Annotated in this window: 13 protein-coding genes and 1 pseudogene; all 14 read left to right on the top strand. The window is 54.4% G+C overall.

What is annotated here, in order from left to right; genetic code table 11:
* The first annotated feature begins 77 nt into the window (after positions 1 to 77).
* A complete protein-coding gene (locus ACCC96_RS10385) occupies positions 78 to 1,463 on the top strand; it encodes a flippase (RefSeq protein ID WP_413695745.1) in 1,386 nt (461 codons plus the stop codon).
* A gap of 146 nt (positions 1,464 to 1,609) precedes the next feature.
* Positions 1,610 to 2,743, top strand: coding sequence for a polysaccharide pyruvyl transferase family protein (locus ACCC96_RS10380; RefSeq protein ID WP_413695744.1), 1,134 nt, complete (start codon positions 1,610 to 1,612; stop codon positions 2,741 to 2,743).
* A 373-nt stretch (positions 2,744 to 3,116) separates the two neighbouring features.
* On the top strand, positions 3,117 to 4,139 hold the full coding sequence (locus ACCC96_RS10375) for a glycosyltransferase family 4 protein (protein WP_413695817.1): 1,023 nt from the start codon (positions 3,117 to 3,119) through the stop codon (positions 4,137 to 4,139).
* Positions 4,129 to 5,253: a DUF1972 domain-containing protein gene (locus ACCC96_RS10370; RefSeq protein WP_413695743.1), complete on the top strand. Its 1,125-nt coding sequence runs from the start codon at positions 4,129 to 4,131 to the stop codon at positions 5,251 to 5,253. Before ACCC96_RS10375 ends, ACCC96_RS10370 begins: the two co-directional genes overlap by 11 nt.
* A gap of 2 nt (positions 5,254 to 5,255) precedes the next feature.
* The gene (rfbB, locus tag ACCC96_RS10365; RefSeq protein ID WP_413695742.1) at positions 5,256 to 6,326 is read left to right on the top strand and encodes a dTDP-glucose 4,6-dehydratase; all 1,071 of its coding nucleotides are present in this window, start codon (positions 5,256 to 5,258) and stop codon (positions 6,324 to 6,326) included.
* A 45-nt stretch (positions 6,327 to 6,371) separates the two neighbouring features.
* Entirely contained in the window at positions 6,372 to 7,250 is an 879-nt protein-coding gene (gene rfbA / locus ACCC96_RS10360) for a glucose-1-phosphate thymidylyltransferase RfbA (RefSeq protein ID WP_258673008.1), read from the top strand.
* A complete protein-coding gene (gene rfbC / locus ACCC96_RS10355) occupies positions 7,247 to 7,786 on the top strand; it encodes a dTDP-4-dehydrorhamnose 3,5-epimerase (RefSeq protein ID WP_019649523.1) in 540 nt (179 codons plus the stop codon). The genes rfbA and rfbC overlap by 4 nt, the downstream gene beginning before the upstream one ends.
* A 431-nt stretch (positions 7,787 to 8,217) precedes the next feature.
* Complete coding sequence (locus ACCC96_RS10350; protein WP_258673009.1) at positions 8,218 to 8,511, top strand: hypothetical protein; 294 nt, start codon at positions 8,218 to 8,220, stop codon at positions 8,509 to 8,511.
* 87 nt (positions 8,512 to 8,598) lie between these two features.
* Entirely contained in the window at positions 8,599 to 9,711 is a 1,113-nt protein-coding gene (locus tag ACCC96_RS10345) for a polysaccharide biosynthesis/export family protein (protein ID WP_413695741.1), read from the top strand.
* A gap of 14 nt (positions 9,712 to 9,725) precedes the next feature.
* Entirely contained in the window at positions 9,726 to 10,385 is a 660-nt protein-coding gene (locus tag ACCC96_RS10340) for a YjbF family lipoprotein (protein WP_413695740.1), read from the top strand.
* A complete protein-coding gene (locus tag ACCC96_RS10335; RefSeq protein ID WP_413695739.1) occupies positions 10,382 to 11,149 on the top strand; it encodes a capsule biosynthesis GfcC family protein in 768 nt (255 codons plus the stop codon). Before ACCC96_RS10340 ends, ACCC96_RS10335 begins: the two co-directional genes overlap by 4 nt.
* Before the next feature lie 8 nt (positions 11,150 to 11,157).
* On the top strand, positions 11,158 to 13,248 hold the full coding sequence (locus tag ACCC96_RS10330) for a YjbH domain-containing protein (RefSeq protein WP_413695738.1): 2,091 nt from the start codon (positions 11,158 to 11,160) through the stop codon (positions 13,246 to 13,248).
* Positions 13,245 to 13,604: a VanZ family protein gene (locus ACCC96_RS10325; RefSeq protein ID WP_413695737.1), complete on the top strand. Its 360-nt coding sequence runs from the start codon at positions 13,245 to 13,247 to the stop codon at positions 13,602 to 13,604. The genes ACCC96_RS10330 and ACCC96_RS10325 overlap by 4 nt, the downstream gene beginning before the upstream one ends.
* A 230-nt stretch (positions 13,605 to 13,834) precedes the next feature.
* Positions 13,835 to 14,059 (top strand): annotated as a pseudogene (locus tag ACCC96_RS10320) (VanZ family protein); the annotation flags it as partial.
* Positions 14,060 to 14,217: the final 158 nt, after the last annotated feature.

Raw genomic sequence — 14,217 nt, 5'->3', positions numbered from 1 at the left:
CTGTTGTTGCTCTTGAGTTTTTATCGTTATTGCTACGCCGGATCAAAAGCCAATAGGCATGATCAAACCGATATTTCATGGAAACACCACGTCCTGAGGAAAATGACGAAAAATCCTGGGGCGGTAGCGTGATTGCGAATGGCAGGTCAATGAATAAAACCACAGCGTTCAAGGCTATATCGCTCCTCTGGGTCGGTTCCCTGGCGGGAGCCGGGTTCGCTTTTCTCACTCAGGTATTTCTGGCTAGAAAGTTGGGCAGCAATGATTTCGGCGCTTTTTCGTCAGCACTCAGCACCATCACGCTATTCGCGCCCCTGGCGGGTTTCGGGATATCGCAGTATTGGCTCAAGGCTTTTGGCCAAGAGGGCTGGGCGGCGCAACGCTGGTTGAAGCCGTCATTTCAGTTCATTGCCTTAAGTACTCTGTTTCTCATCTGCTCTATTGTGGCGTGGGCGCTTTATTCCAGCCATGACCGGTTAACGCAGAACCTGCTGTTGATCCTGTCCCTGTACATACTCGGTCAGCTGTCGGTAGAACTGGTGAGCAGCAAGTTTCAGCTTGAAGAAAAATATTTGCATCTGGCGCTTTGGCAGTTTTTTCCGCATTTTCTTCGTTGCTCAATGGTCTTCGTCACGACGGTCATGAGTGCTACGCCGATCGCCGCGGAATACTACGCGATATTTTTCTCGGTCATTGCAGTGGTGTTTTTTTTGTTGGCCGTCCCCCAGTTACTGCACATGACAGGTGGAAAGTTGGCCCTGAAAGGCCACGAAGTGACCCCTGAATTCGTAACTCCGTCGGCGAACCCGAGCATGTTAAGCGTTGCCGGCGCCAGTTGGCCGTTCGGTGTCGCTGCGTTCTCTTATCTGATTTATTTTCAAAGCAACATTATCTTGCTCAAACATCTCTCAAGTAACAGCGCTGCCGGTATCTACAGCGTTGCGTTCACCATCATGACCGCCGTGTATTTGTTTCCGAGCGTGATTTATCAGCGGTTCCTGCTACCCAAGATGCATCGTTGGGCGAACCATGATCGAGAAATGTTTTATCAGATATACCGAAAGGGCAACTGGTTGATGCTGCTGCTTGGAACGCTGGCCATGTTGGTGATTCTGGTCTGTGCGGATTGGGCCGTGCCGTTGTTGTTTGGTGAGGCTTATCGAGACGCTGCGTCGATCTTGAAAATTCTTTCGCTGTCGGCACCTATTATTTTTCTGGCCTTCAGTGCTGGCGCCACATTGGTGACCCAAGAACACATGAAAGTGAAAGTTAAATACATGGCGATGGTTGCGATCATCAATGTATTGCTCAACCTGGCCTTAATCCCTCGCTTTGACCTGCGTGGTGCCGCGGTTGCGACTGTGGTCAGTAACCTACTGCTGTTGTCGTTATATTTTTATGGCGCCCAACGGTTGGTTTTCAAGAATAAAGTTCCGATAGCAGGTGCTGCGCCCCATGCCTAAATTACTTAGGACCACCGACAGTGGCGATCGGTTATCCGAACGAGCAAAACACGGTCTGTGCTTCGTCACGTCGCCCCATCAGTGAAGTGTATACCAGGCTGTTCGGTCAGTAAGTACTCACCCTTAGTCGCAAAGGATTCAGCACCTTGAAAATTGCATTGATCACCATACACCATGCCAACAGTTATGGCGGAACACTACAGGCGCTTGCCAGCCAGAATGTGCTATCGAAATATGGTGATGTCAACATCATCGATTACAAAAGCAAAGAGTTAGAAAATACGTTGAAACTGATTCGGGTTGACAGTAACCCGCGCAGTATTTTGAGAGCCGGTAAGGACTTTTTTCGAATTATTCCTCGCAGGAGGTTGATCGCGAAATTTAGAGAGTTTATGCGGGCTCACTACAAGCTGACCCCTGCATGCCAGGATTTTCAAGCACTTCAAACCCTGTCCGGTGATTTTGATTGTGTGGTGTGTGGCAGCGACCAGATATGGAACCCGATGATTACGGGCGAGCTGGACCTGAACTATATGCTGGCGTTTTCTCGAGCGAAAAAGAAGATTTCGTTTTCCTCAAGTTCGGGCTCTTACCGCTATTCCGACGAGGAGGAACTCAAGGTCAGAAAGGCGTTGTCGACCTTTGACAGTATTTCCGTTCGGGAGGAGGACACGGCGCAAAGGTTGCGCAGTATGTTGGGTAATCAAAAGATTGATCATACCCTCGACCCCACCTTAATGCTTAACAAGCAAGAGTGGATGCAGAGCCTGCAGCTTTCCAGTCAGGCGCCAGGCAACGATGATAAATACATTCTCGTTTATACCCTGAAGAAAGATACACTGGTCCGGGAGACCATCAACAGAATAAAGAGTGTTTTAGGGTTCCGAGTTGTGGCGATCGATCAAGACCCATTCCTGGGCTACAAAAGCGATCGGCACATAATGGATGCCAGTCCGGTTGATTATGTTTCGCTATTCGCCAATGCCTCCTTTGTGATCACTAATTCGTTCCATGGCACCGCCTTTGCCTTGAATTTTGGTATTCCATTTGTTACCGCATTGCCGGAAAGTGGATTGAACAGAATCAAGGGGCTCCTGGATAAAGTCGGTTTGGCCGATCGTCTGGTGAGCAGCTTAAGTGATGTCAACTCGGTTGTCGTAAAACCCATCAATTTTACGCACAGTCATCAACAATTGGAGGCGCTGAGGCAGGTAACCTGGAATTATCTTGATGGGGCGCTTGCCAGTAATGTAGTAACGAAGCCAATCGAATTTTCATGATGAGCCAGCCTGGCGCTAGCTTGAGTCCCTCAAGTATCAATATACGCATGTGCTGGCAGTCATTGTTGGCATCACCGTGGGGTTCAATAATATTGGCTGTACTTCTTTCGGTTAGTTCGAATACCTTTTTGCGTCTTCCGGAAGTAGCGATAATTTTGGCGTGGGTGGTTGCGTTTTTCCTGGCCATGACCTTCTCGAGTCAGACTATTCCAGCGCATTCGATCGCCATTTTTTGGGTGTGTCTGGCGCTCACCGAGCGGTTCACCACACTCAGTCGCTCACTTATTAAAAGAACTTAAACATGCACTCAAAGAAGTTGGTGTTCATTCATCTGTTCAACGACAGAAGTGGGAGCCCAAAAGTCTTGTCTCAAGTGGTCAAGGCGGCGGCGAATAACAATATTGCCACCGAGGTGATCACCAGTGCTCATGGCGACGGCTTCCTGGCCGGCGTGGCCGATGTGCAGAGCAGGCTTTTTTATAAGAGATCAGAAAATAAGTTGCTGACCCTTGGCTACTATCTGGTCTCGCAAGGGTTGTTGTTTATTCAGTGCCTGAAATACAGGCGGCAGGATGTGGTGTTTTATGTCAATACCATGATGCCCTTTGGTGCGGCACTGGCGGGGAAATTGTTGAAAATCCCGGTCTATTATCATGTGCATGAAACATCGATAAAACCGAATATCCTGAAGCGGTTTCTCAGGCTGGTTATTGAGAAGACCAGTACCAAGGTTGTCTTCGTCTCAAACTATCTGATGCAGGTGGAGGGGTTCACCAAACTCCCCCAGGTGATTATTCATAATGCGCTGGATAGCGAGGTCGAGAAGCAGTATCGAGTCAAGGAAGAGGCCGGTTTCACTTCGTTGATGATCTGCTCCTTGAAGGCCTACAAGGGCGTTATGGAGTTCCTGGCGCTGGCGCGGCGCAGCAAGGATGACAAGCACTTGAATTTCACCTTGGTACTCAATGCCAGCCTGAATGAGATTGATGATTTCTTCGCCAGCATCGACATTCCGGGAAATGTAGCGATTTATCCTCGTCAAACAGACCTGTCGGGTTTTTATTCTCGATCCGACTTGCTGCTGAATCTTTCTCGACCCGATGGCTGGATAGAAACATTCGGTTTGACCATTCTTGAGGGGATGTCCCACGGTTTACCTGTGATCGTTCCTCCTGTCGGTGGCCCCACCGAATTGGTACGCAGTGATATCGAAGGTTATTTAATCTCTTCGTACGACATCGAGGCGCTTTACAGTGCATTGTGCAGGATCTCGTTGGATCCGAAGAAGTACAAGATGCTGTCTGATAATGCGTTATCCCGTACTCGGGACTTCAGTCTGGAAGTATTTGAAAGCAAGTTCACAACATTATTCAACGAGATGCAGCATGACACCTAGAAAACTTTATATCCTTGGCATTAGAGGTGTCCCGGCTCAACACGGTGGTTTTGAAACTTTTGCGGAAAAGCTATCGCTGTATTTAACGGCGCACGGCTGGCAGGTGTATGTCTATTGCCAGGAAGAGGGCCGCGGGGAGTTCACGTATAGCACTTGGAACGGTGTCAACAGGATTCATATCCCGGTGACCCAGGCGGGTGCGCTGGGGACGGTGGTTTTTGACTGGAAAGCCACGCGTCATGCGGCATCGCAACAGGGGTTGTTCCTGACCTTGGGTTACAACACTGCTGTATTCAGTTTGCTGCAAAGACTTAAAGGCCAGACCAATATCATTAATATGGATGGTATTGAGTGGCGGCGTGACAAATGGGGAACCATTGCCAAGACCTGGTTCTGGCTCAATGAGCGGGCCGGTTGCTGGATGGGCAATCACTTGGTCGCCGATCACCCCAAGATCAAAGAGCACCTCGCGACACGGGTTTCCGCATCCAGAATCACGATGATTCCTTATGGCGGGGATGAGGTCACCGGCGCTGATGCAACGTTACTGGCAACTTATGCCCTGGAGCCGGGTCGGTTTTCGGTGATTATTGCCCGACCCGAACCCGAGAACTCGTTCCTGGAGATGGTGCGCGCGTTCAGTTCCACTTTGCGCAACCACACACTTGTCGTTCTGGGTAACTTTCAACCGAATGATAATCCATACCATAAACAGGTTATGGAAGCGGCCAGTGCAGAGGTCATCTTTCCCGGGGCGATATATGAGACTGCAGTCGTGCAGGCGCTGCGCTTTTACTGCCGGTTTTACCTGCACGGGCATCGTGTCGGTGGAACCAATCCATCGTTGGTCGAGGCGCTCGGCGCAGGTTGTGCAGTCATTGCCCATGACAACCCATTTAATCGCTGGGTAACGGAAAGTGGCGCCGCGTACTTCAAGGATGAAGCCTCTTGTTCTGCTTTGTTTGCTCAACTTTTGGCGGATGATTCAACACAACAGCAGATGGAGGCGGCCAGTCGCACACGCTTTCATCAGCGGTTTACGTGGAATCAAATCCTGCTTCAGTATGAAGAATTATTGGCTGAGTGGTATCCCGATCAGCCGGTAGGGAGATGACGATGACGATGCGTATTCTGCTGACGGGTGGAGCCGGTTTTATTGGTTCTGCCGTCGTCAGGCACCTGATTGAAAATACTCGATTCGAAGTTGCGAACCTCGATAAGTTAACGTACGCCGGCAATCTGGAGTCGTTGATCGACGTCGCCGAGTCACCGCGTTATCACTTTTTTAACGTCGATATCTGTGACGCTCAGGCGCTGGATCAGGTATTCGTGGCATTTCAACCGGATGCAGTGATGCACCTGGCCGCGGAGTCCCATGTCGACCGTTCCATCGACGGCCCCGCGGACTTTATCCAGACCAATATTGTTGGCACCTATACGTTGCTCGAAGCGACCCGGCGTTATTGGAGCGGACTGTCGGAGGAGGTCAAACAGGATTTTCGCTTTCACCATATCTCCACCGATGAGGTGTATGGCGATCTGGAAGGGACCGATAGTCTGTTCAGTGAAACCACGCCTTATGCGCCCAGTTCACCTTATTCGGCGTCCAAGGCCAGTTCGGACCATTTGGTTCGGGCCTGGCAACGTACGTATGGCCTGCCGGTGTTGCTGACCAATTGCTCGAACAACTACGGCCCTTATCACTTCCCCGAAAAGTTGATTCCCCATGTGATTCTGAATGCCATTCACGGCCGGCCTCTGCCGGTCTATGGCGACGGCTTGCAGATTCGCGACTGGTTGTTTGTAGAGGATCATGCGCGCGCTTTATGTGAGGTCGTGTGCCGGGGCGAGGTCGGTGAAACTTACAACATCGGTGGCCATAACGAGAAAACCAATCTCGAGGTGGTGGAAACCCTGTGCGATCTCCTTGAAGAGTTGGCGCCCAACAAGCCTGCGGGCGTCGAGCGTTATCGCGACCTGATTACGTTCGTCAAGGATCGGCCCGGCCATGATCTTCGTTACGCCATCGATGCAGGCAAGATCGAGCGCGAACTCGGTTGGCGACCACAGGAAACCTTTGAGAGCGGTATACGCAAAACGGTTCAGTGGTACCTGGAGCATCAAGGTTGGTGGCAACGGGTCCTTAACGGTCAGTACCGGCCGGTCCGTCTTGGCCACACCGGCTGAACCATTCAAGCCCTGCCTTTACTTATTTTCGAAGGGAATCCTCACATGAAAGGTATCATTCTGGCGGGAGGCTCCGGCACCCGCTTGCATCCCATTACCCGTGGTGTGTCCAAACAGCTGCTGCCGGTCTACGACAAGCCGATGATTTATTATCCGCTGTCGGTATTAATGCTGGCGGGCATTCGCGAGATATTGATTATTTCCACGCCGCAGGACTTGCCCAACTTCCAGAACTTGCTGGGTGATGGTTCTTCTTTCGGCATTGAACTCAGTTATGCAGAACAGCCTTCTCCTGATGGCCTGGCGCAAGCCTTTCTGATCGGCGAGGAGTTCATCGGCGACAGCAATGTGGCGCTGATCCTGGGTGACAACATCTTCTACGGTTATGGCTTCAGCGCCTTGTTGCGCGAAGCGTCTCAACGACAAACCGGTGCCACCGTCTTTGGTTATCGGGTCAGCGACCCGGAGCGTTTTGGCGTTGTCGAGTTCGACGAGAGCGGCAAGGCGATCTCGATCGAAGAGAAGCCTGCACATCCGAAGTCCGACCATGCTGTCACCGGTTTGTATTTCTACGACAAAGACGTGGTGAGCATCGCCAAGCAAGTCAAGCCTTCGGTACGCGGTGAGCTTGAAATCACCGACGTGAACAATGCTTATCTACAACGCGGGGATCTGCACGTCAGTGTGCTGGGGCGTGGTTTTGCCTGGCTGGACACCGGCACCCATGATTCGTTGATGGAGGCCGGACATTTCGTCCAGACCATCGAAGCGCGGCAGGGCTTGAAAGTGGCCTGCCTTGAAGAAGTGGCCTTTCACCAGGGTTGGTTGTCGGCTGCGGAACTGGATAAACAAGCCACCGCGTTACACAAAACCGGTTACGGACAATACCTGGCGCGTGTACTGACGATGGAGCCTTCGAGATGAATGTCGTCAACACCCGGTTGCCCGGCGTACTGATTATCGAGCCCAAGGTGTTTGGCGATGCCCGTGGGTTCTTTCTCGAGAGTTATCACGAACAGCGTTATCGCGACGCCGGCATCGAGTTGCCTTTCGTCCAGGACAATCACTCACGCTCGCAGTATGGCGTACTGCGTGGTTTGCACTTCCAGCGGACCCGGCCCCAGGGCAAGTTGGTGCGGGTTACCCAAGGTGCGGTGTACGACGTGGTGGTGGACATCAATCCCGAATCGGCCACTTGTGGTGAACATGTAGGGGTCAAGTTGACCGCCGACAACCATCTGCAGCTATGGGTGCCGCCGGGTTATGCCCACGGCTTCTGCGTGCTCAGCGATACCGCCGATTTTCAATACAAATGCACCGATCTGTATTTCCCCGAGGATGAGGGTGGGCTGCTCTGGAATGATCCGGAGCTGGGCATTACCTGGCCCATTGAATCGCCTCAACTCTCGGAAAAAGACTTGCGCAACCCTCGCTTGCGCGCGGTGTTGAACGGGGAATGACGGGCTAATAATGGTCTATAGTTAACATTAACTATTTATGACCTGATGTTATTTAGCCTTGAATGTTCAGTCACAATAGAACCTTGCGGGACAAGATGCCGGGAAAATCCTGACTAATAATAACAATGGGCGCGAAGGGTGAGTGATTTTTGCTCGGGAGTTTGTGCCGAAAATACCTTGTCATGTAGTAAACATCTTGGAAAATCACCTTTTTCCGTCAATAAGTCCTGCCCGGTGCAAGCGCTTTTGTCCATGATGTGACGAGGTTTGGCGTATGGCATGCACTCCCTATAAATGACATTCTCCAAAGGAGGCAATGTGCATGAACTGTCTCGTTCAATTGACGGGTGTCAGTTCATTCACCTGCTGTTCCATTCCCGGTCCCTTAGTCTCAAATCTAATGCAGAGTTGATGTCGAGAAGGAGTCTGATATGAAGAAACTACTTACGGCCGGCTTGCTGGCTGTCATGAGCACTGCAGCGTTGGCGGTGGAAGAGCCGGCGAGCGAAACGGCTAGCGAAGCGTCGAGCGAAGCAGTGAGCGAAGCAGTGAGCGAGCCATTGTCCTTGAGTACCCCGCTGGTTGGGGGAGTGACGGTCGCCGAAACCGTGGTGATCGGTGCGGCCATTGTCGGCGCTGCGGCGGCCGCTTCAAACTCCGGTGGCAGTTCCAATGGCGGAACGACGGGGTCCACTGGTACTACCGGTACTACCGGTACCAACTAATACCCTACGAAGTATGTTGTTCAAGATCACTCAGAACTTTCTGGGTGATCTTGTTTTAGATTTGCCCTCGACTAGCGTAGTGCCATTATGATCCGTAGATTATCTGTTGTTATGCTGGCAAGTATCAGCTTGCACGGCTGTATGTTTTCGCCTGGTCAACACATGGACACCAGTCAAATGGTTAGTGACGGCTCTCCGGAAAGTAGCCGGGTGGAGCTTATTCCCATCACGCCTAAATTGATTGCCATGGATGCCGCCACGCAAGTTCGCGAATCCGTTCCCCCGGCATTGTTGTCTTATGTTCCAGGCGGTTACCGCGTGGGTGCCAACGACCTGTTGTTTATCACCGTCTGGGATCACCCCGAGTTGACGGCGCCATCGGGGCCGCAACAGCAAATCGATGCCAACGGGCGTCTGGTACGTCCGGACGGCACGTTGTTTTATCCCTACATCGGTAATATTCCGGCCGCCGGTAAAACCATCGAAGAGTTGCGAGCCTTTATTGCCGAGCGCTTGTCGCAATTTGTCGAAAGCCCCCAGGTCGACGTCAGCGTATTGCGCTTCGCCAGCCAGACCGTGGTGATTTCCGGTGCGGTGCTCAAAGCTGGGCAACAGCCGATCACTACCACACCGCTGAGCGTGGTGGAGGCCGTTGGCGCGGCCGGTGTGGATCCTTCGAACGCAGACCTGTCAGGCCTGACGCTGACCCGGGACGGGCGCGAATACAAGCTCGATCTGGACACCCTCAATCGCCAGGACTCACAGCTGCAAGCCGTTTACCTCAAGGGCGGCGACCGGCTGTACTTGCCCTATAACGATCAAAAGCGGATCTATGTCATGGGTGAGGTCAACTTGCCTCGCGCGCTGAGCTTCAAAGGCAAGTCGATCAACCTGACCGATGCGCTGGGCACAGTGGGGGGCTTGAACCAGACCACCTCTAACGGCAATGCGGTGTATGTGATTCGCGGCGCCGATCACCTGGAAACTGAACCGGCCAAGGTGTTCCAGCTCGACGCCGAATCCCCGTCGGCCCTGGTACTGGCCACCCGTTTCGACTTGCAACCGCAAGACATCGTCTATGTCGGCCCGGCCGGCGTGACGCGCTGGAACCGTCTGATCAGCCAGCTTCTGCCTACGGCCACTATCTTGGGGACCGGTGCCAGCTCACTTAACGATCTCAGCGAAGCCAACAGCAGATAAGGCTCAATCCCGCCGTGAAAACTTTGCCTACCTGCGCCAGTCTGACGATGGCGCTCTTGCTGTGCGGGTGTAACCCGTTGATGAAGGCCTCCTGGGACACTCTTGAGACATCCGTCGCGGGGCCTGCCTCCATCAATTTGACCCGTGCTCAGGTCGACGCCGTGCCGTACCCGCAGATCCTGGTCACCACCCCCTCCAGTGAGGGCGTGATGGCCATGGCTCGTCGGCGGGGCGACCTGCAGTTCTGGGTCGCTTCTGGCAAGCAAGTGCTGCTGATGCGCGACGGCCTGGTGGTGCGCACTGTCGGACTGGGCGTTTCCCTGGATGGCACTCGCTTCAATGAAGAGTCGCCCTTCAAGCGCGGCCTTCAGCATTTGCCCGACGGCTATACCAGCACGCGCTGGATCGACATCTATAGCGGCAACCGCATTGGTATCGCGGTCAACAGCCGTTTCAGTCCTCGCGGTATCGAGACCATCAGCATTCTGGACAAGGATTACGCCTTGCTACGCATCGACGAGCAGGTGGATGCACCCACCCTGAATTTCCGAGCCACCAACCGCTACTGGGTTGACCCCCAGGACGGTTTCATCCTGCGCAGCGAGCAGCATCTGACGCCGCAACTGTTTCTGAAAATCGTGCAGGTGCGCCGTGATCGGGGAGTTGCCCGGTGAAGCGTTCAAACCTTTTCTTGCTTGGCCTGCTGTTGATCGGCCCGGGCCTGGGCCAGGCGGCCGTCACGGTCAGCGGTGACGTGCGCAGCCCAGGCCAATTCGAAATCAAGCCCGGTGCGCGCTTGCTGGATGTCATTCGTAACGCCCAACCCAATGCCGAAAGTTACTGGCTGGGTGCGGCGTGGCTGCACCGTTCATTAGTGGACAAGCAGACGCGCTTGAAGGCAGGTGTTCTGTTCGATCTGAAACTGCTGCAACGAGGGGCCTTGCTCGATGGCAAAAACACGCGAGCAGAATTGAGCGCGCGCCTATATGAGCAGGTCGCGCAACTGCCGGTCACCGGACGTCAGGTCGCGGTGCTCGATCCGATCGCTGTGGAAACGGGGTTCGCCCGCAACGCGCTGCTGGATGATGGCGACCATCTGATTTACCCCCAGCGGCCGTCCACCGTGGAGGTTTTCGGGGCGGTCGCGCAGCCTTGTCAGGTGCCTTACCGAGCCCTGCAGGAAGTGCGTGCCTATGCCCGTGACTGCGCCATTCTTGGCGACGCCGAGGGCGACTATCTGTGGCTGATCCAGCCTGACGGCCAGGTACGGCGCCTGGGCGTGGCGGCGTGGAATCGTGAGGACGGCGTCGTGGTGGCGCCCGGCAGCAAGATCCTGGTGCCGATCAGGAGCGACGATCTCGAGACGCCGACCCCTGAGCTCAATCAACAACTGGCCGAGTTTCTCGCCACTCAACCGCTGGCTGAGGTGGCCCCTTGAAGTGCCCGTTGAAGTTACGTTTTGCTGCTGCGTTGCTCCTGCCCTGCGGATTGGCTCACGGTGAACCGCGCTACACCCAGAGTGATTTTGGTGGCGTCGGTCTGTTACAGACCCCCACCGCGCGCATGGCCCCGGCGGGGGAGTTGAGCGTCACGGCCAGTCGTACCGACCCTTATTCGCGCTACAGTTTTTCCTTGCAGCCACTCGATTGGCTGGAAGGGTCGTTTCGTTACACAGCGATCACCAACCGTAAGTACGGCACCGAGCAATTGAGCGGCGACCAGAGCTTTAAAGACAAGGCCATCGACTTGAAGGCGCGGCTTTGGGAAGAAACTCACTGGGCGCCCCAGGTCGCTATCGGCGCCCGGGACATTGGTGGTACCGGGCTGTTTTCCAGCGAGTATTTCGTCGCCAACAAGCGTTATGGCGATCTGGATTTCAGCCTCGGCATTGCCTGGGGTTATCTGGGTAATCGTGGGGATTTCAGTAACCCGCTGTCGGTATTGGGCAGCCAATTCAACGACCGGCCGCAGAGCACGGCGGCTGTGGCCAGGGCAGGGGACGTGAACACCAACGCATACTTCAGGGGCCACCCTTCGTTGTTTGGCGGGATTGCCTATCAAACGCCTTGGGAACCACTGAGCCTGAAGATCGAGTACGAGGGCAACGATTACAAGAACGAGCCACTGGACAATCCGCTCAAGCAAGACCTGCCGATCAACGTCGGTGTGGTCTACAAGCTGGCCGACAGCGTCGACCTGAGCGCTGGTTGGGAGCGTGGCAATACGGCGATGTTCGGCATTACACTGCACACCAACTTTGTCAGCCGCAAGGCACCGGTCAAGACCTATGATCCTCCCGCCGAGCCGCTGCCGGCGCAGGCACCGTCGACTCCGGCCGACCAGGTCAACTGGGCCGATGTCTCCAATCGGTTACAGCAAAATGCTGGCTATAAGGTCAAACGCATTACCCAGCGCGGTTCGGAGCTGATGGTGTATGGCGAGCAGTCTCGCTATTTTTATTCGGCCAAGGCTGTCGGGCGGGCCAGCCGGATTCTCGATAACAGCGTCAATCAGGACATCGATTGGTTCACCTTGGTGAATCAGCGTTATGACATGTCTATCGAAGAAACCAGCGTACCGCGAGAAACCTTCCGCGCGGTGGTGAACAACGACCAGCCGCTGAAGGATCTGCACCGTACGACCGAGGTCAATCCGGCGACTGCACACCGGGAAACCACGCTCTATACCCAGGCGCTGGAGCCGTTCAGCTATGGTTTGGGCCTGGGCTACAAACAGAACATCGGCGGCCCCGACGGCTTGCTCTATCAGTTCACCGCCGATGCCGACGCGGAGTACCGTTTCACCCGCAACACCTGGTGGAGCGGCCTGCTCAGCGCCAACCTGCTGAACAACTACGACAAGTTCACCTACGACGCACCGAGCGGGTTGCCGCGAGTGCGCACCGATTTGCGTCAATACCTGACCACCTCCGATGTGACGATGCCGACGTTCCAGTTCAACCACGCGGCGCAGCTGGATCGGGACTGGTATGGCATGGTCTATGGCGGCTATCTGGAATCGATGTATGCCGGGGTCGGCAGCGAAGTGCTGTATCGACCCACGGGGAAACGCTGGTCATTGGGCGCCGATCTGAATTTTGTGCGCCAGCGGGATTTTGATCAGGGCTTTGGCCTGCGCGATTACCAGACCATAACGGGTCATGTCACCAGCTATACTGAATTGCCCAATGACATGCTTGCAGCGGTCAGCGTCGGGCGTTACCTGGCACGGGACTGGGGTACTACCGTCGACTTGTCGCGGGAGTTCAAGAACGGCGTGAAGTTTGGCGGCTGGGTCACCCTGACCACTGCGTCGAAGGCAGAATATGGCGAGGGCAGCTTTGACAAAGGCATCTACATTTCCATCCCGTTCGACGAGTTGATGAGTACCTCGACCATGCGTCGTGCCAATATCGTCTGGGCGCCACTGACTCGTGATGGTGGTGCGCGTCTGAACCGTGCCTACTCATTGCAGACTATGACCGATGGGCGTGACAGCAGCTTGTTCTACAACAACTTCGAGAAAATTACCGAATGATCACGTGGCTTAAAGGCTTGGTCGAGTTGCCATTCTGGCTCCGGTGCCTGGCCTTTGCCATGGTGACGGCGATTCTGCTGTTCGCGGGATTGCGCTCGCAGCCGATCCCGGAACTGTTCGCCGAAGAGGACAAGATCCATCACTGGATCGGCTTTCTGGTGTTTGCATGCAGTTGCCGTCTGGCTTTCCCCAATGTGAAGTTTGTCTGGACAGCCTTGGGGTGTTTGCTCATCGGCGTACTCATTGAACTCGCGCAAGGTTTGATGCCGCTGCGCACGGCTTCGCCCTACGACATGCTGGCAAATAGTATCGGCGTGTTGATGGGGTTATTGATTTCAAGGTACTGGGTACGTTGAAAAGGCGTTAGACACCAGGCAGTTCGTCGGCATGTTGTAACCGTTGATCCTCGCTATATCCCCCTCCAGCAACACCTCTCTTGCCACTCCATCCGGCATATGTTCCGTAATGCAATCTGTAGCAGCTGCCGAGCCTGCGAGGCTGCGTTCGGCTGCGCAGCAGTCGTGAATCCGGCTGACGCGATCTGCCTGATACACCGCAAGTTCTGGCTGGACGACTGCTGCGCAGTCGAACGCAGCACTGGATCGGCTTTCTGGTGTTTGCATGCAGTTGCCGTCTGGCTTTCCCCAATGTGAAGTTTGTCTGGACAGCCTTGGGGTGTTTGCTCATCGGCGTACTCATTGAGCTCGCGCAAGGTTTGATGCCGCTGCGCACGGCTTCGCCCTACGACATGCTGGCAAATAGTATCGGCGTGTTGATGGGGTTATTGATTTCAAGGTACTGGGTACGTTGAAAAGGCGTTAGGCACCTGGCAGTTTGTCGGTATGTTGTAACCGTTGACCCTCGCTATATCCCCTCTCCAGCAACACCTCTTTTGCCACTCCATCCGGCATATGTTCCGTAATGCAATCTGTAGCAGCTGCCGAGCCTGCGAGGCTGCGTTCGGCTGCG

The sequence above is a fragment of the Pseudomonas sp. Pseusp11 genome (assembly GCF_047304405.1).
Taxonomy (GTDB): domain Bacteria; phylum Pseudomonadota; class Gammaproteobacteria; order Pseudomonadales; family Pseudomonadaceae; genus Aquipseudomonas.
This window is presented reverse-complemented; position numbering and strand designations above follow the sequence as displayed.

Excerpts from the sequence above, each read along its gene's own strand:
- ACCC96_RS10385 (WP_413695745.1), top strand. The coding sequence starts at position 78 with ATGGAAACACCACGTCCTGAGGAAAATGACGAAAAATCCTGGGGCGGT.
- ACCC96_RS10370 (WP_413695743.1), top strand. The coding sequence starts at position 4,129 with ATGACACCTAGAAAACTTTATATCCTTGGCATTAGAGGTGTCCCGGCT.
- rfbB (WP_413695742.1), top strand. The coding sequence starts at position 5,256 with ATGACGATGCGTATTCTGCTGACGGGTGGAGCCGGTTTTATTGGTTCT.
- rfbA (WP_258673008.1), top strand. The coding sequence starts at position 6,372 with ATGAAAGGTATCATTCTGGCGGGAGGCTCCGGCACCCGCTTGCATCCC.
- rfbC (WP_019649523.1), top strand. The coding sequence starts at position 7,247 with ATGAATGTCGTCAACACCCGGTTGCCCGGCGTACTGATTATCGAGCCC.
- ACCC96_RS10350 (WP_258673009.1), top strand. The coding sequence starts at position 8,218 with ATGAAGAAACTACTTACGGCCGGCTTGCTGGCTGTCATGAGCACTGCA.
- ACCC96_RS10345 (WP_413695741.1), top strand. The coding sequence starts at position 8,599 with ATGATCCGTAGATTATCTGTTGTTATGCTGGCAAGTATCAGCTTGCAC.
- ACCC96_RS10325 (WP_413695737.1), top strand. The coding sequence starts at position 13,245 with ATGATCACGTGGCTTAAAGGCTTGGTCGAGTTGCCATTCTGGCTCCGG.